Origin of the sequence: Actinomadura graeca (assembly GCF_019175365.1) — a bacterium.
Lineage (GTDB): Bacteria > Actinomycetota > Actinomycetes > Streptosporangiales > Streptosporangiaceae > Spirillospora > Spirillospora graeca.
In genome coordinates this window covers 1,227,556-1,251,953 of record NZ_CP059572.1, presented here as the reverse complement: position 1 = coordinate 1,251,953, position 24,398 = coordinate 1,227,556, and the positions used below count along the sequence as shown (strand labels likewise).

The 24,398-nt window shown below is 75.4% G+C and carries 22 protein-coding genes; 7 read left to right on the top strand and 15 right to left on the bottom strand.

The window, feature by feature from the left end; translation table 11 throughout:
* The first annotated feature begins 167 nt into the window (after positions 1-167).
* The 3 genes from AGRA3207_RS05840 to AGRA3207_RS05830 all read left to right on the top strand — a co-directional run bounded on the left by AGRA3207_RS05840 (position 168) and on the right by AGRA3207_RS05830 (position 4,103).
* Positions 168-1,163 carry a threonine ammonia-lyase gene (locus tag AGRA3207_RS05840; RefSeq protein ID WP_231333521.1) on the top strand — a complete coding sequence of 332 codons (996 nt, stop codon included), beginning with the start codon at positions 168-170 and terminating at the stop codon, positions 1,161-1,163.
* A gap of 202 nt (positions 1,164-1,365) precedes the next feature.
* Complete coding sequence (locus AGRA3207_RS05835) at positions 1,366-2,901, top strand: hypothetical protein (protein ID WP_231333520.1); 1,536 nt, start codon at positions 1,366-1,368, stop codon at positions 2,899-2,901.
* A gap of 59 nt (positions 2,902-2,960) precedes the next feature.
* A complete protein-coding gene (locus tag AGRA3207_RS05830) occupies positions 2,961-4,103 on the top strand; it encodes a CaiB/BaiF CoA transferase family protein (protein WP_231333519.1) in 1,143 nt (380 codons plus the stop codon).
* Positions 4,104-4,143: 40 nt separating this feature from the next.
* Here the strand turns inward: AGRA3207_RS05830 and AGRA3207_RS05825 are convergent, their stop codons facing one another.
* The gene (locus AGRA3207_RS05825; RefSeq protein WP_231333518.1) at positions 4,144-4,530 is read right to left on the bottom strand and encodes a cupin domain-containing protein; all 387 of its coding nucleotides are present in this window, start codon (positions 4,528-4,530) and stop codon (positions 4,144-4,146) included.
* Positions 4,527-5,972 carry an MFS transporter gene (locus AGRA3207_RS05820; protein WP_231333517.1) on the bottom strand — a complete coding sequence of 482 codons (1,446 nt, stop codon included), beginning with the start codon at positions 5,970-5,972 and terminating at the stop codon, positions 4,527-4,529. The genes AGRA3207_RS05825 and AGRA3207_RS05820 overlap by 4 nt, the downstream gene beginning before the upstream one ends.
* Positions 5,973-6,062: 90 nt before the next feature.
* On the opposite strand from AGRA3207_RS05820, the gene AGRA3207_RS05815 reads away from it, so the two are divergent.
* A complete protein-coding gene (locus AGRA3207_RS05815; protein ID WP_231333516.1) occupies positions 6,063-6,728 on the top strand; it encodes a TetR/AcrR family transcriptional regulator in 666 nt (221 codons plus the stop codon).
* A 7-nt stretch (positions 6,729-6,735) separates the two neighbouring features.
* Here AGRA3207_RS05815 and AGRA3207_RS05810 read toward each other — a convergent pair whose 3' ends face one another.
* From AGRA3207_RS05810 to AGRA3207_RS05790, 5 genes are all read right to left on the bottom strand, one after another.
* Entirely contained in the window at positions 6,736-7,989 is a 1,254-nt protein-coding gene (locus AGRA3207_RS05810; protein WP_231333515.1) for an aspartate aminotransferase family protein, read from the bottom strand.
* 88 nt (positions 7,990-8,077) lie between these two features.
* On the bottom strand, positions 8,078-8,737 hold the full coding sequence (locus AGRA3207_RS05805) for a GntR family transcriptional regulator (RefSeq protein ID WP_231333514.1): 660 nt from the start codon (positions 8,735-8,737) through the stop codon (positions 8,078-8,080).
* A 24-nt stretch (positions 8,738-8,761) separates the two neighbouring features.
* Positions 8,762-9,553: a maleate cis-trans isomerase family protein gene (locus tag AGRA3207_RS05800; protein WP_231333513.1), complete on the bottom strand. Its 792-nt coding sequence runs from the start codon at positions 9,551-9,553 to the stop codon at positions 8,762-8,764.
* 33 nt (positions 9,554-9,586) lie between these two features.
* Positions 9,587-10,348 carry a maleate cis-trans isomerase family protein gene (locus AGRA3207_RS05795; RefSeq protein ID WP_231333512.1) on the bottom strand — a complete coding sequence of 254 codons (762 nt, stop codon included), beginning with the start codon at positions 10,346-10,348 and terminating at the stop codon, positions 9,587-9,589.
* 14 nt (positions 10,349-10,362) lie between these two features.
* Complete coding sequence (locus AGRA3207_RS05790) at positions 10,363-10,845, bottom strand: DUF3830 family protein (RefSeq protein ID WP_231333511.1); 483 nt, start codon at positions 10,843-10,845, stop codon at positions 10,363-10,365.
* 280 nt (positions 10,846-11,125) lie between these two features.
* Here AGRA3207_RS05790 and AGRA3207_RS05785 point away from each other — a divergent pair, with 280 nt between their 5' ends.
* Complete coding sequence (locus AGRA3207_RS05785) at positions 11,126-12,130, top strand: D-2-hydroxyacid dehydrogenase (RefSeq protein WP_231333510.1); 1,005 nt, start codon at positions 11,126-11,128, stop codon at positions 12,128-12,130.
* The gene (locus AGRA3207_RS05780) at positions 12,127-13,530 is read left to right on the top strand and encodes an amidase (protein WP_231333509.1); all 1,404 of its coding nucleotides are present in this window, start codon (positions 12,127-12,129) and stop codon (positions 13,528-13,530) included. The genes AGRA3207_RS05785 and AGRA3207_RS05780 overlap by 4 nt, the downstream gene beginning before the upstream one ends.
* A 39-nt stretch (positions 13,531-13,569) precedes the next feature.
* Here AGRA3207_RS05780 and AGRA3207_RS05775 read toward each other — a convergent pair whose 3' ends face one another.
* From AGRA3207_RS05775 to AGRA3207_RS05765, 3 genes are all read right to left on the bottom strand, one after another.
* Entirely contained in the window at positions 13,570-14,253 is a 684-nt protein-coding gene (locus AGRA3207_RS05775; RefSeq protein ID WP_231333508.1) for a DUF1707 SHOCT-like domain-containing protein, read from the bottom strand.
* Positions 14,254-14,306: 53 nt separating this feature from the next.
* Complete coding sequence (locus AGRA3207_RS05770; RefSeq protein WP_231333507.1) at positions 14,307-16,589, bottom strand: FdhF/YdeP family oxidoreductase; 2,283 nt, start codon at positions 16,587-16,589, stop codon at positions 14,307-14,309.
* A 109-nt stretch (positions 16,590-16,698) separates the two neighbouring features.
* Positions 16,699-17,763 (bottom strand): S1C family serine protease, encoded by a 1,065-nt coding sequence (locus AGRA3207_RS05765; protein ID WP_231333506.1) that lies wholly within the window; start codon positions 17,761-17,763, stop codon positions 16,699-16,701.
* A gap of 111 nt (positions 17,764-17,874) precedes the next feature.
* Here AGRA3207_RS05765 and AGRA3207_RS05760 point away from each other — a divergent pair, with 111 nt between their 5' ends.
* Entirely contained in the window at positions 17,875-18,390 is a 516-nt protein-coding gene (locus AGRA3207_RS05760; RefSeq protein WP_231333505.1) for a PadR family transcriptional regulator, read from the top strand.
* A gap of 105 nt (positions 18,391-18,495) precedes the next feature.
* Here AGRA3207_RS05760 and AGRA3207_RS05755 read toward each other — a convergent pair whose 3' ends face one another.
* The 5 genes from AGRA3207_RS05755 to AGRA3207_RS05735 form a co-directional block, all read right to left on the bottom strand.
* Complete coding sequence (locus AGRA3207_RS05755; RefSeq protein ID WP_231333504.1) at positions 18,496-18,795, bottom strand: helix-turn-helix domain-containing protein; 300 nt, start codon at positions 18,793-18,795, stop codon at positions 18,496-18,498.
* Entirely contained in the window at positions 18,792-19,142 is a 351-nt protein-coding gene (locus AGRA3207_RS05750) for a type II toxin-antitoxin system RelE/ParE family toxin (protein ID WP_231333503.1), read from the bottom strand. The genes AGRA3207_RS05755 and AGRA3207_RS05750 overlap by 4 nt, the downstream gene beginning before the upstream one ends.
* A gap of 75 nt (positions 19,143-19,217) precedes the next feature.
* Positions 19,218-20,471: a multidrug effflux MFS transporter gene (locus AGRA3207_RS05745; RefSeq protein ID WP_231333502.1), complete on the bottom strand. Its 1,254-nt coding sequence runs from the start codon at positions 20,469-20,471 to the stop codon at positions 19,218-19,220.
* 171 nt (positions 20,472-20,642) lie between these two features.
* A complete protein-coding gene (locus AGRA3207_RS05740; RefSeq protein ID WP_231333501.1) occupies positions 20,643-22,382 on the bottom strand; it encodes a TRAFAC clade GTPase domain-containing protein in 1,740 nt (579 codons plus the stop codon).
* A gap of 3 nt (positions 22,383-22,385) precedes the next feature.
* Positions 22,386-24,398 (bottom strand): GAP1-N2 domain-containing protein, encoded by a 2,013-nt coding sequence (locus AGRA3207_RS05735; protein ID WP_231333500.1) that lies wholly within the window; start codon positions 24,396-24,398, stop codon positions 22,386-22,388.

The window sequence follows — 24,398 nt, the reverse complement described above, 5'->3', positions numbered from 1 at the left end:
GACGACGTTCGCGTTCGGTTCGCAGTGGATCAGAAGCCGCGAAAGGGCAAATGTGATTCACCTCACATGTACCGGCCCGTACATCGCCGGGCGCGGTGGTTCCCCCAGGTGGCGGAGACTCCCCGAGGGGCCGCTGCCTCGCATGATCGCTACTGTGAGGGGATGCGATGGGGGACGGCGCCTTGTGCGGCGCCCGCGCGGTCTGCGGGGCGCGTGTGAACGTCCGCGCCGTCCGCACGCCAGGGCCGGGTGACCTGGAGCACGCGTGGCGGGCGGTGTCCGCGGTGCTCCCGCCGACGCCGGTCGTCGCGTCCGGGCTGGCGCCGGGCGCGCTGCTGAAGCTGGAGACGTTCCAGCCGACCGGGTCCTTCAAGGTGCGGGGCGCGCTGGCGGCGCTGGCCGCGCTGCCGGACGGCGGGCCCGCCGTCACCGCGAGCGCCGGGAACCACGGCCTCGGCATGGGCTTCGCCGCGTCCCGGGCCCGCCGCGGCGCGGGCGTAGAGGTGACCGTGGTCGTGCCCACGGGCGCGTCCCAGGCCAAGCTCGACGGGATCGGCGCGTTCCCGGTCCGGCTCGTCCGGCACGGGACGACCTACGAGGAAGCCGAGGCGCACGCCATGGGCCTTCCCGGAACGTACGTCTCGCCCTACAACGATCCCGCCGTCATCGCCGGGCAGGGCACCATCGGCCGGGAGCTCGACGGCCAGGCGGACGGCCCGCTGACCGTCGTGGCGCCGGTGGGCGGCGGCGGCCTCGTCGCCGGCCTGTGCCTGTGGGCCGGCCTGCGGGGCGGGGTGCGCGTCGTCGGCGTGGAGTCGGCGCGGTCGCGCGGGGTGTCGGCGTCCGTCGCCGCCGGGCGGGTCGTCGAGGTCCCGGTCGGCGACACGATCGCGGACGGGCTCGCCGGCAACCTGGAGGCCGGCAGCGTCACGCCCGGGATGCTGGCGGGCACCGCCCGGCTGACCTCCGTCACCGACGCCGAGATCCGCGCCGCGCTGCGCCGGCTGTTCCGCGAGCACGGCCTGGTCGCCGAGGGATCGGGCGCCGCCGGGGTCGCCGCCGTCCTCGCGGGGAAGGTCGAGGCCGAGGGGCGGCTGGCCGTCATCGTCTCCGGACGGAACATCACCGCCTCCGCGTATGCGCGGGCGCTGTCCGGAGGCTGACGCGGACGGCGGGCCCGGCGGCGCGGGACGGAACAATTCGACCGGCCTTTGTAATGGTTGCCCCAATTCCGCTTCCGCCCCGCGTCCTGCTGCCTAGCCTCGGGTTTCGCGACCGAGGAGTAGCCCAGAGGGAGTGGCCGCCGTGGCGGAAGAGGTCATCACGAACCAGGCGACGGAATCGCCTTACAGTGAACTTGTCCGAATGGCGTATTTTGTTCTTCCGGGACGGGGAAAGCGCGTCTACCGGCTGGCGATCGCGCGGCGGATCGTGGACGGCACCGCCCGCCGCGATCGCACGCCCTCCGCGCTCGCCCGGCGCCGCACCCGCGTCCTGCGCCGGGCGATGCGCCCCTCCCGGCGGCTCCAGATCGGGCTCGGCCCGTGGCTGCGCTCCCTGCCGGCCCGGCTGCCCGACCCCGCGCTCACCGGGGCGCTGTCGAGGCTGGAGCCGCCGGTCCGGGTGGCGTACGTGCTGCGCCATATCGAGGGCATGCCGCGGTACGCGGTCCGCGACCAGCTCATCGAGCTGCGCGTGCGGGACCCGTGGCCGGTGATCGACGCCGCCGACGCGCTGGAGGTCCCGTCCGGCCGGGGCCCCGAGCGGTTCGAGACCGCGCTGCTGCGGCCGGTCCGCAACCGCTCGCTGCTGCCGCTCGCCACCGCCGCCGCGCTCACCGCGGGCCTCGTCGGCGCGCTCGTGATGACCGAGGGCGGCGGCTCGTTCGCCGGCGGGCGGTCCGCGTCGACGCACGGGCTGCGCATGTTCACCGCCGTCCCCGGCGCGTGGGCGCGCGGCCCCCGCACGCTCGACGCCTGGCCCGCGCGCGGCGACCTCGTCCACGACAAGGCGCTCGCGCGGCGCGCGATGGACGCATGGGAGGACGCCACGGGCACCCGGCGCGCGCGCGGTGGCACGGCACAGCTCATGTACGCGGGCCACTCGGGCTCGGCAGCGCTCGTCCTGCTGCGCAGCGGCGACCGGCTCGCCCGCTACGCGCCGTCCGGGCTGGAGGTGGATACCGCGGGCGCCGACCCGTCCGCCCCGATCCATCTCGGCGGGGGGCGCTACCTGCTCGCGCCGTGGGACTCCCGTCCCGAGACCCTCGCCGGGGACCCCCTCGGCGTGCGGGACGGCGTGACCGCGCCCGCCCTCGCCCGCACCCGCTGCGGCCGCGGCCCGGCGTTCCACGTCGACGGGCCCGGCGGCCCCCGCACCGTCGGCGACCTCGGCGGGCCGCGCGCCGCCGTCCTGACCTACCACTCGCCCGGCTACCGGGCGCCCGCCGGGGGAGCCGCGGAACCGGCGGCGCGGCTCGGGCCCGGGGGCCTGCGCTTCTGGGAGCGCCTCGCCTGCGCGGCGCCCCGCCCGGAACGCCCCGTCTCCGAGGCGATGGCGTGGGACTTCTGGTCGGGGACGCTGCCGCACGGGGGCGGCGCCGCCGACTGGGCGTGCACCCGGCTGTCGTTCGCGGACGGCGGCGGCGCGTCCCGGGCGACGCTGTTCGGCGCGGACGGGACCCGGCAGGGCTGGCAGCGCGCGACCGGCCCCTGCGACGCCCGGCGGCCGGTGAGCGGCACCTGGTGGCGCGCCCCGTCCGGGCGCTGGTACTACCTGGCCGCCGCGGGCGCCGGGCTGCTCCCGCGCGCCGAGGGCCGGGTCCGGCCGTCCGGCCCGCGGAACCGGCTCCTGGTCGCCACCGGCCGCCCCGGTACCCCGGTCACCCTCACGGCCCGCTGACCGCGCCCGCGCCCCGTGCACACTAGGCTGCACCGAACGAGGTTCGAGAGGGGGCGCAGATGGGCAAGGGGCCGCTCGCCGGGGTCCGCGTGGTCGAGCTGGCGGGGATCGGGCCGGGGCCGTTCGCCGCGATGCTGCTGGCCGACCTCGGCGCCGACGTCGTCCGGGTCGACCGCGCCTCCGCCGTGGGCGGCGCCGCCACCGGCGGGACCGACTTCACCAACCGGGGCAAGCGATCGATCGCGGTCGACCTGAAGAGCGGACGGGGCCGGGAGGTGGTGCTCCGCATCGCGGAGAGGTCCGACGTCCTCCTGGAGGGCTTCCGCCCCGGCGTCACCGAGCGCCTCGGCGTCGGCCCGGACGACTGCCTTGCCCGCAACCCGGCGCTCGTCTACGGGCGGATGACCGGGTGGGGCCAGAAGGGGCCGCTCGCCCTGAGCGCGGGACACGACATCGGCTATATCGCCGTCACCGGCGCCCTGCACGCCATCGGCCGCGCCGGCGGACCGCCCCAGGTCCCGCTCAACCTGCTCGGCGACTTCGCCGGGGGCAGCATGTACCTGGCCGTCGGCGTCCTCGCGGCCCTCCTGGAGTCCAGGACGAGCGGACGCGGCCAGGTCGTGGACGCCGCGATCGTGGACGGCACCGCGCACCTGACCACCTTCGTGCACGCCTTCCTCGCGGGCGGCCTGTGGCAGGACCGGCGCGGCGTCAACGTGCTCGACACCGGCGCCCCCTGGTACGACGTCTACGAGACCGCCGACGGCCGCCACATGGCGGTCGGCGCGATCGAGCCCCGGTTCTACGCGGAGTTCCTGCGCGTCCTCGGCCTCGACGCCGCGGACCTCCCCGGCCAGCACGACCGGGAAGGCTGGCCGGAACTCCGCGACCGCATCGGCGCCGCCTTCAAGGCCCGCGCCCGCGACGAGTGGGCGGAGCGGTTCCTGCCCGGCGACGCGTGCGTGGCGCCCGTGCTGTCCCTGGAGGAGGCGCGGGAGCACCCCTACAACACGGCCAGGGACGTCTTCCCCGAGCTGTCGGGGCACCGGCAGCCCGCCCCCGCACCCCGCTTCTCCCGCACCGTCCCCGAGACCGACGGGCTTCCCGTCCTGCCGGGCGGGCAGAGCCGCGCCGTCCTGGAGGACCTCGGGTTCACCGACGCCGAGGAACTCTTGGCGGAGGGCGTGGTTGTCCAGGCATGAGACCCCCCGGACGCGCGGCGGCGCGCCGGGCCGATGGCCGTCAGGTGCCGTCCCGCCGTTCCAGCCGGGTGCCCCGGCGGAGGGTGATGGACATGATGTCGCTGGGGCCGTCCAGTTCCAGGCGGTGCCAGCGCCCCCGCGGGACGATCACCGCGCCGCCCGCGGGCAGCGCGACCGTCTCCTCCTCGCCGCCGGGCTCCTCGGGGCGGAAGTGCACGCGGATCCCGCCGGACAGGCAGCAGACCGCCTCCTCGGCCGCCGGGTGCATCTCCCAGTGGTCGGCGTGGACGTCGGCGTCGGTCTCCACGTGGAACGCCGCGACCTGCCAGCCGCCGGAGTCGGCGTCCATGCGCCGTTCGGCCGCTTCGACCGCGCCGTCCGGGTGGAAGGTGAGGGCGCGGGCGAACATGTCGATCGGGTGGGTCATGACGGTGTTCCTTCCAGATGGGGCTTCACGGGAGCGGGGGCCGCCGGGGACGCCGCGGGACGGTGGCGGGGCAGCACCGCCAGGGCCACCACGGCGGCGGCGAGCAGGAGCCCGGCGGCGACGGCGAGGCCGAGCGCGTAGCCGGAGGCGAGGTCGGACGGGCCCGTGCCGGAGCCGGTGCGGCCCGCGGCGAGGGTGGCGAGGGCCGCGAGGCCGAGGCAGCCGCCGAGCTGCCGCGAGCTGTTCAGCAGGCCCGCCGCCATCCCGGCCTCGCCGCGGGCGACGCCGGTCGTCGCGGCGGCGGCGACCGGCGCCAGGCACAGGCCGAGGCCGAGGCTGGTGACCACCGACGGGCCCAGCACGTCGGTGAGGAACCCGCCGCCGGGGCCCATCAGCGCGAACCAGCCGAGGCCCGCGGCGGCGAGGAGGGCGCCCGGGACCAGCGACGCGCGGGGCGAGCGGGCCGCGGTGATCCGCGTCGCCGCGACGCTGCCGGCGACGACCCCGGCGGAGAAGGGGACGAACGCCGCGCCGGTCGCGGCGGCGCCCATGCCGAGGACGCCCTGCATGTGGAGGGACACGAAGTAGAACGCGGCGAACTGGCCCGCCGCCGCGAGGAAGACGAACACGTTGGCCCCGGCGACCCACCGGCTTCGCAGCAGCCCGAGGCGGACGAGCGGCGCCGGGACGCGCGACTCGGTGACCACGAACGCCACCAGGAGCACGGCGGCCGCACCGAGCGTCGCGAGGGTCGCGGCGGACGTCCAGCCACGCGTGTCGGTGCGGGCGACGCCGAGGACCAGCAGGCCCGTCCCGGCGGTCGCGAGGACGGCGCCCGGCAGGTCCAGGCGCGGGCGCCCGGCGGCGCGGGCCCCGGCGGGCACGCCCGCGGGGACGAGTGCCAGCGCCCCGGCGACGATGGGCAGGTTGACCAGCATCACCCAGCGCCAGCCCGCGTACTCGGTGAGCAGCCCGCCCGCGAGCACGCCGAGCGCGCCGCCCGCCGCGTTCACCGCGCTCCAGACGCCGAGCGCGCGGACGCGCTCGCGGCCCTCCGGGAACGTCGTGGTGAGCAGGGCCAGGGCCGCCGGAGCGACCGCGGCGGCGGCGAGGCCCTGGCCGGCGCGGGCGGCGACCAGCTGCCATGGCGCCTGGGCGAGGCCGCCCGCGAGCGAGAACAGCCCGAACGCCGCGAGCCCGGCGGCGAACAGGCGCCGCCGCCCGAACAGGTCGCAGGCCCGTCCGCCGAGCAGCAGGAACCCGCCGAAGGTCAGCGCGTAGACGTGCACGACCCAGGCCAGGCCGGCCGGCGCGAAACCGAGGGACGCGCGGACGGCGGGCAGGGCGACGTTCACCACGGCCATGTCCAGGGCGACGACGAACTGGGCGGTCGCGGCGGCCGCGAGCACCACGCCGGGCCGCCCCCGTGAGTTTCTATACATGTAAAGAAAATAACCCGGAGCCGTCCGCGCTGTCGAGCCGGGCCCGTGCGGCGGACTCGTGCGGGAGGGTGCATGCGGGAGGATGGGGGGATGCCGCGACAGCCTGAGCAGCGCAGGGGCCGGCCGCCCCGGATCTCCCGCGAGGAGATCGTCGGGGCCGCCGGGCGGATCGTGGAGGCCGAGGGCCCCGGCCGGCTGACGATGCGCCGGCTCGCCACCGAGGTCGGCAGCACCCCGATGGCGCTCTACCACCACGTCCGCGACAAGGAGGAGCTGCTCGTCCTGCTGCTGGACGACTACGCGGCCCGGATGGCGCGCCGCCCCGAGCTGCCGGACGACCCCCGCGAGCGGGTCGTCGTCGTCGCGTCCGCGATGCGGGACACGCTCGCGGACGTCCCATGGGTCGTCGAGGTGCTCACCGCCGACGACCTGCTGGCGGAGTCGGCGCTGTGGTACGCCGAGCACATCGTGGACGGCCTCGTCGGATGCGGCCTGACACCGGAGCGGGCCGTCCACGGCTACCGGGCGATCTGGTACTACACCGCGGGGGAGCTGCTCGTCCGCGCGGCGGCCGGGCGGCGCCGCGCCCGCGACGACCGGCCGACCTACCGGGAGCGGGTCTTCGCCGCCCTCGACCCGGCGGAGCTGCCCCGCCTGGCCGCGCTGGCCGGGCGGTGGGCGCCGCTCACCGCCGAGGACACCTACCTCGACGGCCTGCGGGCCCTCGTGGGCGGCCTCGTCGAGGCCGCCCGCTGAGGCGGTCTCAGCCCACGGCGTCGGCCACGGCCGCCGACCACAGCGCCAGGGCGTCGTCCACCTGGGCGTCGTCGACGATCAGCGGCGGGATCATCCGGACGACGTTGCCGAACGCGCCGCAGGTCAGCAGCAGCAGCCCGTGCCCGGCGGCGGCCTTGTGGGCGCGCTGCGCGGCCGCGGCGTCGGGCCCGCCGTCCGGCGCGGTGAACTCGCAGGCCTGCATGAGCCCGAGGCCCCGGACGTCCCCGATCACCGGGTGGTCGGCGGCGACCTTGCGCAGGCCGTCGTGCAGCCGGACGCCCTGGCGCCGGGCGTTGCCGACGAGGTCCTCGTCGCGGATGACCTCCAGGGTCGCGAGGGCGGCCGCGCACGCGACCGCGTTGCCGCCGTACGTGCCGCCCTGCGAGCCCGGCCACGCCTTCTCCATCAGCGCGGCCGGCGCCGCGATGGCCGACAGCGGGAACCCGCTGGCCAGGCCCTTGGCGGTGATGAGCACGTCGGGGCGGGCGGCCGAGTGCTCGTGGCCCCAGAAGCGGCCCGTCCGGCCGAACCCGGTCTGGACCTCGTCCACGACGAGCAGGACGCCGTGCCGGTCGGCGCGCTCCCGCAGCCCCTCCAGGAACGCGGGCGGGGCGGGGATGTAGCCGCCCTCGCCGAGGACGGGCTCGACGACGAACGCGGCGGTGTCGGCGGGGGAGCTGGTGGTGGCGAGGAGGTAGTCCAGCTCGCGGAGCGCGAAGCGGGTCGCCTCGTCCTCGTCCCAGCCGTACCGGTAGGACTGCGGGAAGGGGGCGACGGCGACGCCCGGCATCAGCGGGCCGATCCCGGCGCGGAACTTGGTGCCCGCCGTGGTGAGCGCGGCGGCGCCCATCGTCCGGCCGTGGAAGGAGCCCTGGAAGACGACGATGTTCTGCCGCCCGGTGGCGTGCCGCGCCAGGCGGATCGACGCCTCGACGGCCTCGCTGCCGCTGTTGAGGAAGAACAGCGAGTCCAGGGACGCGGGCAGCACCTCGCCGAGGGCCTCGGTCAGCCGCAGCAGCGGCTCGTGCATGACCGTCGTGTACTGCCCGTGGATCAGCGTCGCCACCTGCCTCTGCGCGGCCTCGACCACGCGCGGGTGGCAGTGGCCGGTGCCGGTGACGCCGATGCCCGCGGTGAAGTCGAGGTGCCGGCGGCCGGCGGTGTCGTAGAGGTACACGCCTTCACCGCGCGCGGCGAGGACGGGGGTGGCCTGCTTGAGCAGGGGGGACAGCGTCGCCATGGGCACTCCCGAACGAAGATTGCAGATTGTCGACAATTCATGCCATCACGTGTCCCGCCCTCCTGTCCAGGGCGGGACGGGACCGGGCTCAGGGAGGCCGGAGCCGCTCGATGGAGTCGGTCATGTGCTCCTCGATGAGCCGCAGCAGCCGTCCCTCCTCGCCGTCGCCGATGGCGTCCACGAGGCGGCGGTGCTCGTCGACGAGCACGGACGGCTCGGGGTAGGTGTCCTGGAGCGCGTTCAGGCACATGCGCGTCTCGACGAGCAGCGTGTGCGCCATCCGCTCCAGCCGGGGGCTGCCGGACGAGCTGACCAGCACCTCGTGGAAGGCCTGGTCGGCGTCGCTCATCGCGACGCGGTCCCGCTCGCGCGCGGCCTCGACGAGGGCCTCCAGCGCCTCGGTCAGCCGCACGACGGCCTCGCCCCGGTTCCGGTCCATGATCAGCCGGCACGCCTCCCGCTCGATCGCGAGCCGCGCCAGGTAGACGTCCTCGACGTCGCCCTGGTCCAGCGTGATCACGAACAGGCCGCGGTGCGGCTCGCTGACGAGCAGTCCCTCCTGGACGAGCCGCTGCATGGCCTCGCGCAGCGGGCCGCGGCTGATGCCGAGCCGCGCGGCCAGCTCCGCCTCGCCGAGCTGCGCGCCCGGCTCCAGCGAGCCGTACATGATCGCCGACCGTAGCTCGTCGGAGACGATCTCCACTGTCGACTTGCGGGGGACGGGTTCGAGCTCACCCAATCGGCCCATCCGCGGGCCCCTTTCGTCTGTCCATCAGGTGGGTCGCGCCGGCAGCGGCCCGGGAGCGGCCGCCGCGGCGGCGGTGGGGGTGGCGGGCGTCGCGAACAGCCTGCCGAAGCCGGCGCGCGGGGACGGCGCGTCCACGCCGGCCGCGAGCCGCAGGCCCTCCCAGACGCTCACCTGGTTGGCGGTGAGGACGGGCTTGCCGACCCGTGCCTCCAGCTCGCCGAGCCAGGACACGGTGTGCAGTGCGGTGTCGGGGACGAGCACCGCCTCGGCGCCGGGGTGGTCGTTGGCCGCGACGAAGTCCAGGACCTCCGCGCGGCCGAGCGTGCCGACCTCGGCGGCGGTGACGATGCCGCGCGCGGACAGCGCCACCACCTCGATCCCGGCGTGGCCGAGGAACGCGCCGAACAGCTCCGCGACGTCGGCCGGGTAGGTCGCGGCGACCGCCACCCGCCGCACGCCCAGGTGCCGCGCCGCGTTCACGAACGCGAAGGAGGTGCTGGACGCGGGCACGCCCGCGGCCTCGCGGACGCCCTCGACCTGCGCCGCCGCCCCGTCCCAGCCGAACACGAAGCTCCCGCTGGTGCACGCCCACACGGCGGCCTGGACGCCGAGGCCCCGCAGCGCGCGGGCCCCCTCGGCGAGCACGCCGGCGCCGCCGATGTCCAGCAGCGCGTCCACCCGGTGGGCGTCCTCGCGCATGAGGGTGTGCACGACCGGCAGCCTCACGCCGCCGAGGGCGCGCTCCATCGCGGGGTAGTCGTCCTCGGCGCTGTGGCCGGGGTAGAGGAACCCGGCGCGGGGTCGCTGGTGCGGCATGTCGTCGACAAACCTACCTTCCTCGATCATGGTTCAGGCGGCGGTCGGGCGGGAGAGCTGGACCAGCGACTGGTCCGGGCCGATCGGAGCGCGGCCCATCGCCCGCAGCGACGAGCACATCGTCACCTGGTTGGCGGTGAGGACCGGCTTGGCGATCATCTGCTCCAGCGGCGCGATGATGTCGTAGGTCGGCACGTTCGTGCAGCTGATGAACACGGCCTCGGCGTCCGCCCGGTCCACGGCGGAGACGGCGCTGACGATCTCGCCGTACCCGACCTTCCAGATGTGGCTGAGCAGGCCCATGCCGACGGACGCGACCACGGTGATGCCGTGCTCGTCGAGGAAGGAGACGAGCCGCTCGGTGACGGCGTCGATGTAGGGGGTGACCACGGCGATCCGCGACGCGCCCAGCAGCCCCAGCGACTCCACGAGCGCGCCCGACGTGGTCGCCACCGCCGGGGCGCCCGCCGACCGCATCGTCTGGTGCAGCTCCCGCTCGCCCGTCGCGCCGCGGATGAAGCTGCCCGACGCGCACGCGTACGCCACGGCCAGCGGCTCGGGCGCGAGGACGTCCCGGGTCGCCTGCCGGACGATGGAGTGGTCCGACAGCGCGTTGGCCATCTCCACCGTCACCGGCACCGGCACGTACGGCAGCCGGGTCATGAACAGCGACACGTCATCGGGCGTCCACCGCCACAGCTCGCGGTCCAGGGCGAAGTCGAACGGGGCGACGACGCCGACGCCGTGCTGGGCGAGCAGCTCGGGGCCGACGACCAGCGTGGGGTCGAAGGTCATCGGGGGGCCGCCGCTCAGGACCCGGCGCGGCGGTAGACCAGGCGTTCCCCGACGGCGCCCGAGCGCCACACGTCGTTGCACGCCTCGGCCATGCGGTCCAGGCCCTCCACGATCGTGGCGTACACGTTCCCGGGCACCCAGCCGACGTCGCCGTTCAGCAGCAGGTTGTTGCGGCCGTAGAAGATCGCCAGGTCGATGACGCCGGGCAGCCCGTGGATGCCCTTCTCCTCCTTGAACGCCCGGTCGAGCATCCCGCCGGGGAAGGAGAAGTACACGACGTCGCCGGGGATCGGCGTGACGGTCGGGTTCTCCAGCCCGACCTCCTCGTCGGCGAACCGCTCCACCATGGTGTACACCTCGTTGCGGGCGTACTTGGCGTGGTAGGCGTCGCCTTCCAGGGGCAGGGCGCGCCACACCGCCTCACAGGTGCGCGGCGCGTCCTTCTCCAGCAGTTCGGCGACGCACGAGACGCCGCGCCGCTCGAGTGAGATGGTCATGAGCTTCGACATGCCGGACCTCCCCGCGGACAGGGGTGTGCGAGAGCGTCGCCACCCGAAAGGACTCTGGACTCTTCCGTTAGAGCGCTCTGGGATCCGTCCTGGCCCTGGACAGCGGTTGCGACGGTCTTGCAGCACGGTCTTGCAGCGTGGTCACCGCGGCACGGCCGGTGCTCATCGAGCCGCGTTGATTGTTGACAATCCTACGAACGCTTCCTAGCGTGTCAATGCCTACGCGAGTTGCCTTCTTGTCAATTCGCGCACTTCGGAAGGGACGCCGATGGACCAGGTGCCGCCCGCGGCCGGGAGGCCGCCCTCCGTGGTGGTCCTGATCAGGGACGACGAACCGCCCGGCATGGCCGCCGTGGAGGCGGCGGGGACGCCGGTGCGCTACGTGCGCGAGCCGGACCTGGCCGCCGCGCTGCCCGGCGCCGACGTCCTGTTCATGTGGGACTTCTGGTCCGGCGCGCTCCCCGCGGCCTGGCCGGCGTCCGGCGGGCCGCGCTGGGTGCACATCGCGAGCGCGGGCGTCGACCGGCTGCTGTTCCCCGCGCTGGTCGAGGCCGACACCGTCGTCACCAACTCGCGGGGCGTGTTCGACGAGCCGATCGCCGAGTACGTCCTCGGCCTGGTGCTGGCCTTCGCCAAGGACCTGCCCGCCACCCTCCGGCTCCAGGACGCCCGCCGGTGGCGGCACCGCGAGACCGAGCGGATCACCGGTGCCCGCGCGCTGGTCGTCGGCACCGGCCCGATCGGCCGCGCCATCGGCCGCCGGCTCACCGCGGCGGGCCTCGCCGTTTCCGGGGCGGGGCGCACCGGCCGCGCCGCCGACCCCGACCTCGGCACCGTCCACCCCATGGAGCGGCTGGACGCGGCGCTGGCCGAGGCCGACTACGTGGTCCTCGCCGCCCCGCTCACCGAGCGCACCCGCGACATGATCGACGCCGCCGCGCTCGCCCGGATGAAGCCCACCGCCCGCCTGGTCAACGTCGGCCGCGGGCAGCTCGTCGTCGAGGACGACCTGATCGCGGCCCTGCGCGCCGGGCGGATCGCGGGCGCCGCCCTCGACGTCTTCCGGGACGAGCCGCTCCCGCCCGCCTCCCCGCTGTGGGGCATGCCGAACGTGATCGTGTCCCCGCACATGTCGGGCGACGCGACCGGCTGGCGGGAGGACCTCGTCCGGGTGTTCGCCGAGAACCTCCGGCGCTGGACCGAGGGCCGCCCGCTGCGCAACGTCGTCGACAAGGACCTGGGCTACGTCGGCTCGAACAGGGGGCGGGGATGACCGATCCGGCGGAGATGACCGCGGCGGAGCTGCTGGAGGGCTACCGGGCCGGGACGCTGTCGCCGGTCGAGGCGACCGAGGCCGTCCTCGCGCGGATCGGGCGCGAGGACCCGGCGCTCAACGCGTTCTGCCTGGTCGCGGGCGACTCGGCGATGGCCGCCGCGCGCGCCTCGGCCGACCGGTGGCGGCGCGGCGCGACCCTCGGCGCCCTCGACGGCGTGCCCGTCTCGATCAAGGACGTGCTGCTCACCCGCGGCTGGCCCACGCTGCGCGGTTCGAGGTCCATCGACCCGTCCGGCCCCTGGGAGGAGGACGCGCCGTCCGTGGCGCGGCTCCGCGAGCAGGGCGCGGTGCTGGTCGGCAAGACCACCACCCCCGAGTACGCCTGGAAGGGCGTCACCGACTCGCCGCTCACCGGGATCACCCGCAACCCCTGGGACCCCGCCCGCACGCCCGGCGGGTCCAGCGGCGGCGCGGCAGCGGCGGTCGCCGCGGGCATGGCGCCGCTCGCGCTCGGCACCGACGGCGGCGGCTCGGTCCGCATCCCCGCCGCGTTCACCGGCACGTTCACCCTCAAGCCGACCTACGGCCGCGTCCCGCACTACCCGGCCAGCCCCTTCGGCACGCTCGCCCACATCGGGCCCATGACCCGCAGCGTGGGGGACGCGGCGCTGCTGCTCGACGCGATCTGCGGAGCGGACGGCAGGGACTGGTCGTCGCTGCCCCCGCCCACCGCCCCGTTCTCGGGCGGGCCTGACGGCGGTGCCCTGCGCGGGGCGCGCATCGCCTTCAGCCCCGACCTCGGCTACGCCTCCGTCGACCCGGACGTGGCCGCGCTCGTCGCCGCCGCGGCCGAGGTCTTCACCGAGCTCGGCGCCAAGGTCGAGCAGGCCGACCCGGGCTTCGCCGACCCGGTCGGGGACTTCGAGGTGCTGTGGTTCGCCGGCGCCGCCAAGGTCGTCGAGAACCTGCCGGCGCAGGCCCGCACGCGGCTCGACCCGGGGCTGCGCGAGATCTGCGACCGGGGCGCCGCGTACACGGCCGGGGACTACCTCGGCGCCACCGCCCGCCGGATGGACCTCGGCCGGATCATGGGCCGGTTCCACGAGCGCTACGACCTGCTGCTCACCCCGACGGTGCCGATCGCCGCGTTCGAGGCCGGCCGGGAGGCCCCCGCGGGCGCCCCGTCCCGCCGGTGGACGGGCTGGACCCCGTTCACCTACCCGTTCAACATGACGCAGCAGCCCGCCGCGAGCCTGCCGTGCGGCCTCACCTCCGAGGGGCTGCCCGCCGGGCTCCAGGTGATCGGCGCCCGCCACGCCGACGCCCTGGTCATGGCCGCGTGCGCGGCCTACGAGCAGGCCCGGCCCTGGCGGGACGCCCGGCCCCCGTCCGCCTAGGCGTGCTCCACGGTCACGGTCCCCGGGCGCCGCGTCCGTTCAGGGCGGGTCGGTGCCCTCGATCTCGGCGGCCTCGCGGCGCCGCGCCTCCTTGCGCAGCCGCTTGTCCTGCTTGCGCGCCCGGCGCCTGACGTTGACCCCGCCCCAGAACGCGAACCCGCGCACCACGACCTTGGGGGAACCGGGGGCGCCCGGGCCGCTCGCCCGCTGGTCGAACCCGCCCATGATCCCGATGCCCTTGACGTGCACGGTGAGGTCGTCCGGCACGATCACCTCGACACCGCCCATGACGGCCAGCGCGTGGATCGTCGTCCCGCCCTCGGCGAACCGCGCCTCACGCAGGTCGATCTTCCCGCCGCCCCAGAACGTGAACGCCGTGAACCGGCGGGGGACGTTCCACACCCCGCCGCGCCGGAACCCGCTCATGATCCCGATGCCGCCCCGCCAGGACGGGGCGCCGTCGACCGGCCGGAAGTCCGTCCCCGGCGGGCGCGCAGGCGAGGCCGCCGCCCCCGGATCGGGCAGGTCGCGGGTGATCGGCTCCAGCTCCGCGTAGGTCCGGGCCGCGTACACCGCGTCCAGCCGCTCGTCGAGCTCCTCCAGGGTCAGCCGCCCCTCGCCCGCCGCCTCCCGCAGCACGTGGGCGATCCGCTCCCGGTCGGCGTCGGAGGCCCGCATCTCCGGCCTCCCGGACGGACCGGCGGGCTCAGGCAGGTTCGTCATGCGCCGAGCCTAGACCGGCGGGCGGGCCCGGGGGCAGGGGACGGGGCGCCGGCTCATTCCAGCCGGATGACGATCGACTTGGACGTGGGGGTGTTGCTGACGTCCGCGGTGCTGTCGAGGGGGACCAGGACGTTGGTCTCGGGGAAGTACGCCGCCGCGCAGCCGCGCGCGGTGGGATAGGAGACCACGCGGAAGGACGGCGCGCGGCGCTCGACCCCGTCCTCCCACTCCGAGACGAGGTCGACGACGGCGCCGTCGGCGACGCCGAGGGCGGCGAGGTCCAGGGGGTTCACGAAGATCACGCGGCGCCCGGCCCTGATGCCGCGGTAGCGGTCGTCCAGCCCGTAGATGGTGGTGTTGTACTGGTCGTGGCTGCGGACGGTCTGGAGCAGCAGCCGCCCCTCGGGCACCCGCAGCACCTCCAGCGCGTTGACCGTCAGGTTGGCCTTGCCGGTCGCGGTGGGGAAGCGGCGCTCGTCGCGGGGCGCGTGGGGGAGGGTGAACCCGCCGGGCCGGCGGACGCGCACGTTGTAGTCGGCGAATCCCGGGACGACGCGGGAGATGCGGTCGCGGATGACGTCGTAGTCGCGCTCCATCGCCTCCCAGCCGAACTCCCCGCCCGCCAGGGTGGCCCGGGCGAGGCGGCAGACGATCGCGACCTCCGACAGGAGGTGGCCCGCCGCCGGGGCGAGCCGCCCGCGGGAGCCGTGCACCATCCCCATCGAGTCCTCGACGGACACCAGCTGGGGGCCGCTCTCCTGCACGTCCCGCTCGGTGCGGCCGAGCGTCGGCAGGATGAGGGCCTGCGCGCCGGTGACCGTGTGCGAGCGGTTGAGCTTGGTGGAGACCTGCGCGGTCAGCCGGCAGCGGCGCAGCGCCGCCTCGGTGACGGCCGAGTCGGGCGTCGCGCGGACGAAGTTGCCGCCCATCCCGAGGAACACCCGGGCCCTGCCGTCCCGCATGGCGCGGATGGCCTCCACCGTGTCGAGGCCGTGCTCGCGGGGCGGCTCGAAGGAGAACTCCCTGGCGAGGGCGTCCAGGAACGCGGGCGCGGGCTTCTCGTAGATCCCCATCGTGCGGTCGCCCTGCACGTTGGAGTGGCCGCGCACCGGGCAGACGCCCGCGCCGGGACGGCCGATGTTGCCGCGCAGCAGCAGGAAGTTGACGACCTCGCGGATCGTCGGGACGGAGTTGCGGTGCTGGGTCAGGCCCATCGCCCAGCACACCACGATCCGCCTCGCGGCCAGGACGTCGCCGAACGTGGCGGTGATCTCGTCCCGGCCCAGGCCGGTCGCCTCCAGCACCGTGTCCCAGTCCAGGCCGAGGACGTGGTCGCGGAACGCCTCGAACCCGTGCGCGTGGGCGTCGAGGAACCCGCGGTCGAGGGCGTCCGGCGCGTCCGACTCCAGGAGCAGCCGGTTGAGCGCCTGGAACAGGGCCAGGTCGCCGTTCAGCCGGATCTGCAGGAACCGGTCGGCGAGGCCGGTGCCGCGCCCGGTGACGCCGGAGGCGCGCTGCGGGTTCTTGAACCGCATCAGGCCCGCCTCGGGCAGGGGGTTCACCGCGACGATCCGGGCGCCCGCCCGCTTGGCGCGTTCCAGCGCCGACAGCATCCGGGGATGGTTGGTGCCGGGATTCTGGCCGACGACGAAGATCAGGTCCGCCTGGTACAGGTCCTCCAGCAGCACCGAGCCCTTGCCGATGCCGATCGTCTCGACCAGCGCCGACCCGGACGACTCGTGGCACATGTTGCTGCAGTCGGGCAGGTTGTTGGTGCCGAACGCGCGCGCGAACAGCTGGTAGGCGAACGCCGCCTCGTTGCTCGTCCGCCCCGAGGTGTAGAAGACCGCCTCGTCGGGGGAGTCCAGGGCGTTCAGCTCGGACGCGAGGAGCCCGAACGCCTCGTCCCACGACACCGGCTCGTAGTGCCCGGACCCGGCCCGCAGGATCATCGGCTCGGTCAGCCGGCCCTGCTGCCCGAGCCAGTGGTCGGACCGCACGGCCAGGTCGGCGACGCTGTGCCGGGCGAAGAACTCCCGGGTGACGCGCCGGGTGGTGGCCTCCTCGGCGACGGCCTTCGCGCCGTTCTCGCAGAACTCGGCGAGGTGCCGGTGGTCGTCCTCCGGCCAGGCGCAGCCGGGGCAGTCGAAGCCCTGCTTCTGGTTGACGCGCAGCAGCGTCAGCGCGGTGCGGCGCACCCCCATCTGGCCGTAGGACTGGCGCAGCGCCGCCGTGACGCCGGGCACGCCCGCGGCCCACGCCTTCGGCTTCGACACCCCGACCCCGGCGGTGTCGTCGGCCGGGTCGAAGTCGTCGGCGGGCGCCTTCCGGCTCATCGTCCACATCCTCGCGCTCGGGGGTCGAAGTCCCCCCACTGTGCCACGACCTGGCGTTCCCGGCACTGGCCGGGGTTCCGCTGGGCGGATGCCGGGCCGCCGCGCGGCGCTACTGCGGCGGGCCGCCGGTGAGGTGCAGGTCCGTGGACTGGCGGGCGCCCTCGGGCGTCGTCCACTCGATGCGGACGGTGTCGCCGGGATGGTGGGCGAGCATCAGGTCGGTGAGCGTGCCGGGGGAGTCGACGGGGCTGCCCCCCAGGGAGACGATGACGGCGCCGACGGGGACGCCGCCGGCGTCGGCGGGGGTGCCGGGGACGACCTCGGCGACCAGCGCGCCCGCGGTGGGCCCGGCGCCGCGGACCTTGACGCCGAGCAGGGCCGTCGGGCCGATGTGGACGGTCCGGGACGCCTCGCCGCGCTGGATCCGCCGGGCGATCTCCAGCGCGCGGCCCGAGGGGATCGCGTAGCCGCGGTGCGCGCCCTTGCGCTTGAGCTCCGTCCCGCCGGACGCCGCGGTGTTGATGCCGATGACGCGTCCGCGGGTGTCCAGGAGGGGGCCGCCGGAGTCGCCCGGCCTGATCGGGGCGCTGGTCTCGATCAGGCCGGTGAGCCGCTCGGACGTGCCGTCGCTCTCGTCACGCGCGGTGACGGCCTGCCCGAGCGCGGTGACGCGGCCGGTGACGACGGTGGGCGTGCCGCCCTTGCCGCCCGCGTTGCCCACGGCGGTGACCGGGTCCCCGACGCGGACGGTGGAGGCGTCGCCGAACGCGGCGGGCTGGAGCCCGGCCGCGCCGGTCAGCCGGATCACCGCGATGTCACCGGCCCTGTCGTACCCGACGACCTGCGCCGGGTAGCCGCGCCTGTTGTCGGTGTCGGTGCCCTTGATCACGGTGGCGCCCTGGATGACGTGGTTGTTGGTCAGCACGAACCCCGACGGGTCCAGGACGATGCCCGTCCCGGCGGCGGTGGCGCTGTTCAGGCCCTGCTCGGTGTCGATGTTGACGACGCCGGGGCGGCGGCCGCTGGGCGTGGCGTGCCGGGTGGGCGTCGCGGCGACCGGCGTCTCGGCGGTCTCTTCGACGGGACGGCAGGCCGGGGCGAGGAGGGCCGTCAGCGCGGCCAGGACGACCAGGACGGCGGCGCGGGCGCGGCGCCGCTCCGGGATCTCGCTCACCAGCGTGCCTCCCTTGTGATACTTCCTCCAATGATTCCCGATCTCCGGTGAATAGTCCTTGACGTCGGCACTGGATAACCGTTATCCATGGCAGACCGCTAGGGGGTCGCCATGCAGGACGTCGTGCTCGCGTTGCTGGCCAAGAAGCCGTCCCACGGCTACGAACTGCGCGCGCGCCTGCGCGACACACTCGGCCCCGTCGGGGAGGGCCTGAACGGCGGGCAGGTGTACGTGACACTGCGGCGCCTGGAGAAGGCTGGCCTGGCCCACGCCCGCGTGGTGGGTCAGATCGACCGTCCCGACCGCAAGGTTTACGAACTGACCCTGGCGGGCCGCGACCGCGTCACCGCGTGGCTGGGCGAGCTGGACTGGGACCGTGCGGCGCCCACGGGGTTCCACCTGAAGCTGGCGGCCGCCGCCACGTCCGGCCTCGGCGACCCCGTCGCGATCGTCGGCGCCCAGCGCCACGAACTCCTGCGCCTGCTCGCCGCGGCGCAGCGCGCCGCCCTCGCCGAGCCGGACGGCTCGGGCGCCGCCCTGCTGCTCCAGGGCTCGATCCTGCGCCTCCAGGCCGACCTGCGCTGGCTGGACGCCTGCGAAACCCACTGGACGACCACACAGCCCTGACCGTCTGCATGACGCGCGGCCGCGACCTGCGCCGCACCACAGGACGGGGTGGACGCTCGTCCGCGCGGTCGACGAAAGGGACCTCGCGCTTGGACGGATCGGACGTCAGGACGCCTCGGGCATGGGCAGGAGTTCGACGTGCAGCTGCATGCCCAGGGCCAAGGCGTAGCGTTCCAGCGTGGGGATCGAGGGCATGGTCCCGCCTGCTTCGAATCTGGCCACCGCCGGTTGCTGAAGACCGGTCCGCTTGGCGAGAGCGGCCTGGGTGAGACCGAGCTCCTCCCGGCGCTCGCGCACGGCCTTTCCGAGCTCGTACCGGATGCGCGCTGCTTCGTACCCTGCACCTGCACCGGGATGGTCCATGAGCTCGGCGCGCGTTTCCGCCCAGCTCTTCCTTTCGCTCACGACTCCTCCTCGTCGAGAGTGTGCCCCTCCGCGGCGCAGCGCTTCATGGCCCGTTGCGCCCGGACCACCTCGCCACGCTCGCGGTCGCGCTGCTTCCTGAAAACGGTCAACAGGATGATGCGCCTACCCGGGGCGATCCAGTAGGTGATCCGCACGGCGTCGCGATCGAGGTGGAAACGCAGCTCCCGCAGCTTGCCGTCCAGCTGCCGCGTATACGGCTCGCCGAGGAGAACCCCGTGCTCGGCAAGTAAATCGACATAGAAGACCACCGTTCCCATCGAGTCCCGGTCGAGTGAACGGATCCATGCTTCCACCTCGGGTTCGAGTTCTATGACACCCCAGCTCATAACATAGACGTTATCTTCGAAGGAGTCGAGAGGGAGGACGTTCGGCGATTGAGGCGTTACTGACCGTGGTGGGTTTTAGGTGTCTTGGTGGGTCGGGGTGGGGGTTTTGTGGAGGGGGGCGGGGCGGGCGGTGAGGGTGATGGCGGCGGCCGCCAGGGAGAGGGCGGCGATGGTCAGGGACATGGGCATGGCGGTGCCGGGGCCGCCCACGCCCGCCAGAGGGGCGACGGCGCCGCCGATGGCGAACTGGGTCAGGCCGAGCAGGGCGGAGGCGCTTCCGGCGACGCGCGGGGGCCGGTCGGCCAGGGCCAGGGCCGTCGCGTTCGGGATGATCAGCCCCTGGCCGGCGCTGACCAGGAACAGCGCGGGCAGGAGGCCGGCGAGACCGGCCCCGGTGAGGACGATCACCGGCAGCGCCACGCCGCCGGCCGCGATGATCGTCAGGCCGGACCACAGGAGCCGTTCCAGGCGGACGCGCCCGGCGAGCATGCCGCTGATCTGGCCGACGGCCACGATGCCGAGCGAGTTGACACCGAAGACGAGGCTGAACCCCTGCGGTGACAGGTGGTGGATGTCCTGGAGGACGAACGGGGAGCCGGAGATGTAGGTGAACAGCGCGCCGAACGTCAGCGCGCCCGCCAGGCCGTAGCCGGTGAAGGCGCGGTCGCGGGACAGCTCGCGGAAGGTCGCCAGCGTGGCGCGGGCGCCGCCGGTCTGGCGGCGGCCCGGTGGCAGGGTCTCGGGCAGGCCGAGCAGGGCGCCGAGGAACAGCGCGACCCCCATCCCGGCCAGGACGGCGAAGACGCCCGGCCACGGCATCAGCCGCAGCAGCTGCCCGCCGAGGACGGGCGCGAGGACGGGCGCCAGTCCGTTCACCAGCATGAGCAGCGAGAAGAACTTCGCCGCGGCCACGCCGTCGTAGAGGTCCTGGACGATGGCGCGGCCGATGACGATCCCGGCGGCGCCGGTCGCGCCCTGGACGAGCCGCAGCGCGGTGAAGGTCTCCACGTTCGGCGCGGCGACGCACAGCAGCGACGTGACGGCGTACGCGGCGACCCCGATCAGCAGGGGGCGGCGGCGGCCGAGCGCGTCGCTGAGCGGGCCCGCGACGAGCTGGCCGACGGCGAGGCCGACGACGCAGGCGGTCAGGGTGAGCTGCGTCTGCATCGCGCCGGTCGACAGGTCCGAGGCGAGCTCCGGCAGCGCCGGGAGGTACATGTCGATCGACAGGGGGGCGACGGCGGTCAGGGCGCCCAGGATGAGCAGCAGCACGAGCCGCCGGTCGGGTTCGGCGGCCCGGGCCTGGGACGGGGTGGCCGTCTGGGACATGGGGGTCTCCGTGGGGGGTCGGCGGCCGGGGTCGTCTGGCGCAGGCGGGGGCGGGACGCGGAGCCCGGGTGGCTCCGAGAGCCCTAACGCGATGACGGTACGTTATCTGCCTCGTCAGGGAGTGTTGTCCGTCACATCACGATCCGTACGTGGATTACCCACGCGGGGCCGTCAGTAAGGGAAGCGCTCCGCCGCGGCGACGACCGCCCCGGTCACCGTGGCGATGGTCAGGACCGACAGCCCGGCGAGGACGGACCAGCGTCCCACCTGGTAACCGGCGGGGACCCGCCCCGAGCCGCGTCCGCGCACGGGCCAGGGGGCGCGCAGCGGCGCGGTCCCGGGCACCTCCTGGCCGTCATCGGCCTGGCCGTCTCCGGACGCGGCGTCCGCGCCGCCGTCCGCGGGCGGGGCGGCGAGGCCCGACACCCAGCCGAGCAGGTCGGCGACGCCGGCGGGCTCGGTGGCCAGGCCGGAGCCGAAGTAGCGGACCTGCCCGGCGACCTGGTCCAGGGTCCGGACGGTGTTGCCGAGCCCGACCTGCGCGAGCCATTCCCGCAGGTCGGGGTCGTGTTCGAGACGGCGGCCGATGTCGGTGCGGGCCAGCAGGTCGGTCTTGGTGACGATGACGGCGACGCGCTTCTGCCGCCCCTGGTCGGGACGCGAGCGCAGCTCGTTCAGCACCCGCTGGAGGGTGTCGGCGGGGTCCTCCTCCGAGGACGCCGCCGAGCCGTCCACGAGCCGCCGCTCGTCCTCGGTGAGGGCCCGGCGGACCTGGGGGAGCGCGAACGGGTCCACGACGAACAGCAGCGCCTCACCGTGGTCGAGATAGCGCAGCGACTCGACTTCTGTGGCGCCCGTGTAATGCTCACCTGCCGGATCGAACAGGTAGAGGATCCGCCGCGCGCGTCCGGGAAGGTCCACGTCCACCATGGTCGCGAGCGGCAGTTCCGGGCCGGTCTTCGCGGGGCTCCCGCCGCGCTGGAACTCGCGGATGGCGCCCGCGTACGCCTGCGCGTGCCGTTGCTCCACAAACGTCAGCCGCCCGTGGAGGGACTGCGCGCGCGCGTGCAGCGCACGTATCCCGAGCACCATGAACGTGGTCTTGCCCGCCGCCGGGCCTCCGACGAACGGCAGCGGCTCGACGCGGACCCGCCCGATCCGCTCCGGCAGCCGCCCGTCGCAGTGCGGGCAGTGGGCGGCGAGCCGGAAGCGCCCCAGCGGGACGGTCGTGGGCAGGCGCGCCCCGCAGCGGCACACGTGGCGGAACGCCCCGCCCGCGCCCGGGGTCAGGCGCCGGTGCCGCGCGCCGCACCCCGGGCACTCGTACACCGGCAGCCCGATCCGCTCGTAACAGAACGGATGCGGGCAGGTCTGCAGGATCCGCCCGTACGCCATGAACACCCGCTCGACGGCCGCCAGGACCAGCACGCACGCCAGCCATCCCGCGAGCCCGATCGCCGCCACCAGCCCGTACAGGACGGTCAGCGCCAGCACGAACACACCGGCGGGGACGGCCGCGGTGGCGATGCCCGCGCACAGGGCCGCCCAGATCGGGAACGCGAAGAACCCCCACAGCCCGCCGAGCAGCAGCGTCCGGGTCAGCCTCACCACGATCCCCGAGGCGGTCTTCCACACCTGCGGGACGACCGTCCGCGTGATCGCCCACCAGTCGCGCCACACCTGCGTCAGGAGGTAGTGCCGGTAGGCGACCCGGGGGGAGGCGACCGGAGAGGGGCCCTCCAGCGTCGACGGCGCGAGCGTCCGGCACGCGTGCAGGTAGTACAGGCCGAGCGCGGCGGCCCCGGCGACGATCAGCGTCGCGGGGAACAACACCGGGAACACGACCATGAACCCGAGCCACATGGCGCCGAGCCACACCGCGATCAGCACGAGGACGATGATCGGATGCATCCCTCACCTCCCCCTGGCCTCGGCGAGGAGGTCCTTCAGCGCCGCCTGGAGCTGCGGCTCGCCCGCGAAGTGGGAGTCGAGCTGGCGGGCGGCGAGCCACCGGGCGGCGGCCGCCCGCGCCCACGTCTCCAGCGCGGGCTCGGTGACGCCGCGCTTGCGCAGCCTCAGCACGACCTCGACGAGCTGGTTGCGCTGCTCGACCTCCGCGCCGCGCAGGGGCGCGCGGCCGGCGCGGGCGCGTCCGGGCAGCTCCGCGGTCCACCGCCCGCCGAGCCTCGCGCGGACGGCGGTGGACGCGGCGGCGAGCAGCGCGGCGCGGAACGGCGGCGGGCGCCGGCACAGCCGCCGCGCCGCGCCGGTGAACGCCGCGTCCACCAGCCGGGGGTTCGCGCCGGACGCGCCCGCCAGGTCCTCCAGCGCCCGCGCGGCCTGCCGCGGGCCGTCGGCGGTGACGGCGTCGGCGTGCGCCTGGACGACCGTCGCGTCGCACCCCGCGGGACCGTCCGGCGCGACGGCCCTGACCCGCGCGGCGAGCCGCAGCGCCGCCGCGTCCGTCAGGCCCGCGTCCGGCGGGACGGCACCGGCGCCGGTCTTGCCCGGGCGGGCGTCGGCCAGCCGCGCGAACGTGCGGGACGGCAGCACCGCCAGCACCGGGCGCCCCGCCATCGCCTCGGGGTGCGCGTCCAGCAGCGCGACGCACTCGGACGCGGACGGCGGCGACGTCCACACCTGCTCCAGCGCCGCGTCGAGGTCCCTGCCCGGCGCCGTGTCCCGCGCCGGGCCGCCCGCGGGGCCGTCGCCGTCGCCGAGCCGCAGCAGCTCCCCGGTGACGGCGACGCGCCGGTCGCGGCGCCGCCGTCCCACCGACGCCAGCACCGCGACCGCGACCGAGGGCGCGGCGCGCAGCCGCCCGGGGTGCTCGGACAGCAGGTCGCAGGTGGCGGCGGTGAGGTCGCGCCGCCCGGACCCGGCGAGGCCGGAGACCAGGCCGTCCAGCAGCGGCCCGCCCGGCCCGGCGTCGCCGAGCCGGGCCAGCAGCCGCGCCGCCGTCTCCTCCTCGCCCGGCGTCACCGACGCGTCGCCGCGGCACAGCGCGAGCAGCGCCGCCGCCCCGTCCGGCGTGCCGGCGTCCAGGTGGGCCAGCTCGGCGAGGGCGTCGAGGCCGGCGAAGTCCGCGTCGCGCCAGCAGTCGGCGACCGTGCGGGCGAACCGGGAGGGCCCGGCCGCCGTCCCGCCTCCCCGCAGGTCGATGGCGGCGGCGTGGGACGTGTGGTGGCGCACGGCGGCCCACACGTCCGGCGTGGTGCCGACGAGGCGCTGCGCGGCGCCGTCCGGGTCGGCGGTGTAGGTGACGAACGACAGCCCGGCCGCCGCCGCGACCGGCAGCGAGTAGGACACGACCGCGATCCAGCGGGCGATCAGCTCGACGTCCCCGGCGATGAGGACGACCCGCCCGTGCCCCCGGCGGAGCACGGCCGCGACGGCGTCCACCAGCCGCGCGAGGGTGGCGTAGGGGTCCTCGGGCCGCTCCCCGGCGGCCCGGGGCGCCGGCCCCGGCCCGGCGGCGAGCCAGGTGGCGAGGGCCTCGGGGTCCAGGACGGCGCCGGGCGTCAGCTCGTCCAGCTCCTCCAGGTCGGGGCCGGTCGCGGGCTCGCCCGTCCACAGCGGGGCGTGCCACAGCTCGGCGGGGCGCAGTCCCTCCAGCTCGGCGGGCTCGGCGACGACCGCGTGGGCGAAGAAGTTGCCGTACCGGCCGGAGTAGTCCCGGCCGAGGTAGCGGCAGCGCAGGAGCAGCGGCCTGCCGTCCACCCGGTCGTAGAGCAGCGAGACGGGGAACAGGTCCAGCTCGGCGTCGTCGGGGGACAGCGGCGCGTCCGGCGGCGGCCGGTACGACAGGTACGGCGTCACGCCCGCCCGCACGCCGTCGGGCAGGCCGGGCGTCTCCGCGACGAACTGGAAGCCCGCCCGGCCGGTGGGGCCGCGCCGGGCGGAGGTGTAGTGCAGCTGCCAGGCCAC

Bases quoted from the DNA above. Each gene is read 5' to 3' on its own strand.
- AGRA3207_RS05840 (WP_231333521.1), top strand. From the start codon at position 168: ATGGGGGACGGCGCCTTGTGCGGCGCCCGCGCGGTCTGCGGGGCGCGT.
- AGRA3207_RS05835 (WP_231333520.1), top strand. From the start codon at position 1,366: ATGGCGTATTTTGTTCTTCCGGGACGGGGAAAGCGCGTCTACCGGCTG.
- AGRA3207_RS05830 (WP_231333519.1), top strand. From the start codon at position 2,961: ATGGGCAAGGGGCCGCTCGCCGGGGTCCGCGTGGTCGAGCTGGCGGGG.
- AGRA3207_RS05825 (WP_231333518.1), bottom strand. From the start codon at position 4,530: ATGACCCACCCGATCGACATGTTCGCCCGCGCCCTCACCTTCCACCCG.
- AGRA3207_RS05820 (WP_231333517.1), bottom strand. From the start codon at position 5,972: ATGTATAGAAACTCACGGGGGCGGCCCGGCGTGGTGCTCGCGGCCGCC.
- AGRA3207_RS05815 (WP_231333516.1), top strand. From the start codon at position 6,063: ATGCCGCGACAGCCTGAGCAGCGCAGGGGCCGGCCGCCCCGGATCTCC.
- AGRA3207_RS05810 (WP_231333515.1), bottom strand. From the start codon at position 7,989: ATGGCGACGCTGTCCCCCCTGCTCAAGCAGGCCACCCCCGTCCTCGCC.
- AGRA3207_RS05805 (WP_231333514.1), bottom strand. From the start codon at position 8,737: ATGGGCCGATTGGGTGAGCTCGAACCCGTCCCCCGCAAGTCGACAGTG.
- AGRA3207_RS05800 (WP_231333513.1), bottom strand. From the start codon at position 9,553: ATGCCGCACCAGCGACCCCGCGCCGGGTTCCTCTACCCCGGCCACAGC.
- AGRA3207_RS05795 (WP_231333512.1), bottom strand. From the start codon at position 10,348: ATGACCTTCGACCCCACGCTGGTCGTCGGCCCCGAGCTGCTCGCCCAG.
- AGRA3207_RS05790 (WP_231333511.1), bottom strand. From the start codon at position 10,845: ATGACCATCTCACTCGAGCGGCGCGGCGTCTCGTGCGTCGCCGAACTG.
- AGRA3207_RS05785 (WP_231333510.1), top strand. From the start codon at position 11,126: ATGGACCAGGTGCCGCCCGCGGCCGGGAGGCCGCCCTCCGTGGTGGTC.
- AGRA3207_RS05780 (WP_231333509.1), top strand. From the start codon at position 12,127: ATGACCGATCCGGCGGAGATGACCGCGGCGGAGCTGCTGGAGGGCTAC.
- AGRA3207_RS05775 (WP_231333508.1), bottom strand. From the start codon at position 14,253: ATGACGAACCTGCCTGAGCCCGCCGGTCCGTCCGGGAGGCCGGAGATG.
- AGRA3207_RS05770 (WP_231333507.1), bottom strand. From the start codon at position 16,589: ATGAGCCGGAAGGCGCCCGCCGACGACTTCGACCCGGCCGACGACACC.
- AGRA3207_RS05760 (WP_231333505.1), top strand. From the start codon at position 17,875: ATGCAGGACGTCGTGCTCGCGTTGCTGGCCAAGAAGCCGTCCCACGGC.
- AGRA3207_RS05750 (WP_231333503.1), bottom strand. From the start codon at position 19,142: ATGAGCTGGGGTGTCATAGAACTCGAACCCGAGGTGGAAGCATGGATC.
- AGRA3207_RS05745 (WP_231333502.1), bottom strand. From the start codon at position 20,471: ATGTCCCAGACGGCCACCCCGTCCCAGGCCCGGGCCGCCGAACCCGAC.
- AGRA3207_RS05740 (WP_231333501.1), bottom strand. From the start codon at position 22,382: ATGCATCCGATCATCGTCCTCGTGCTGATCGCGGTGTGGCTCGGCGCC.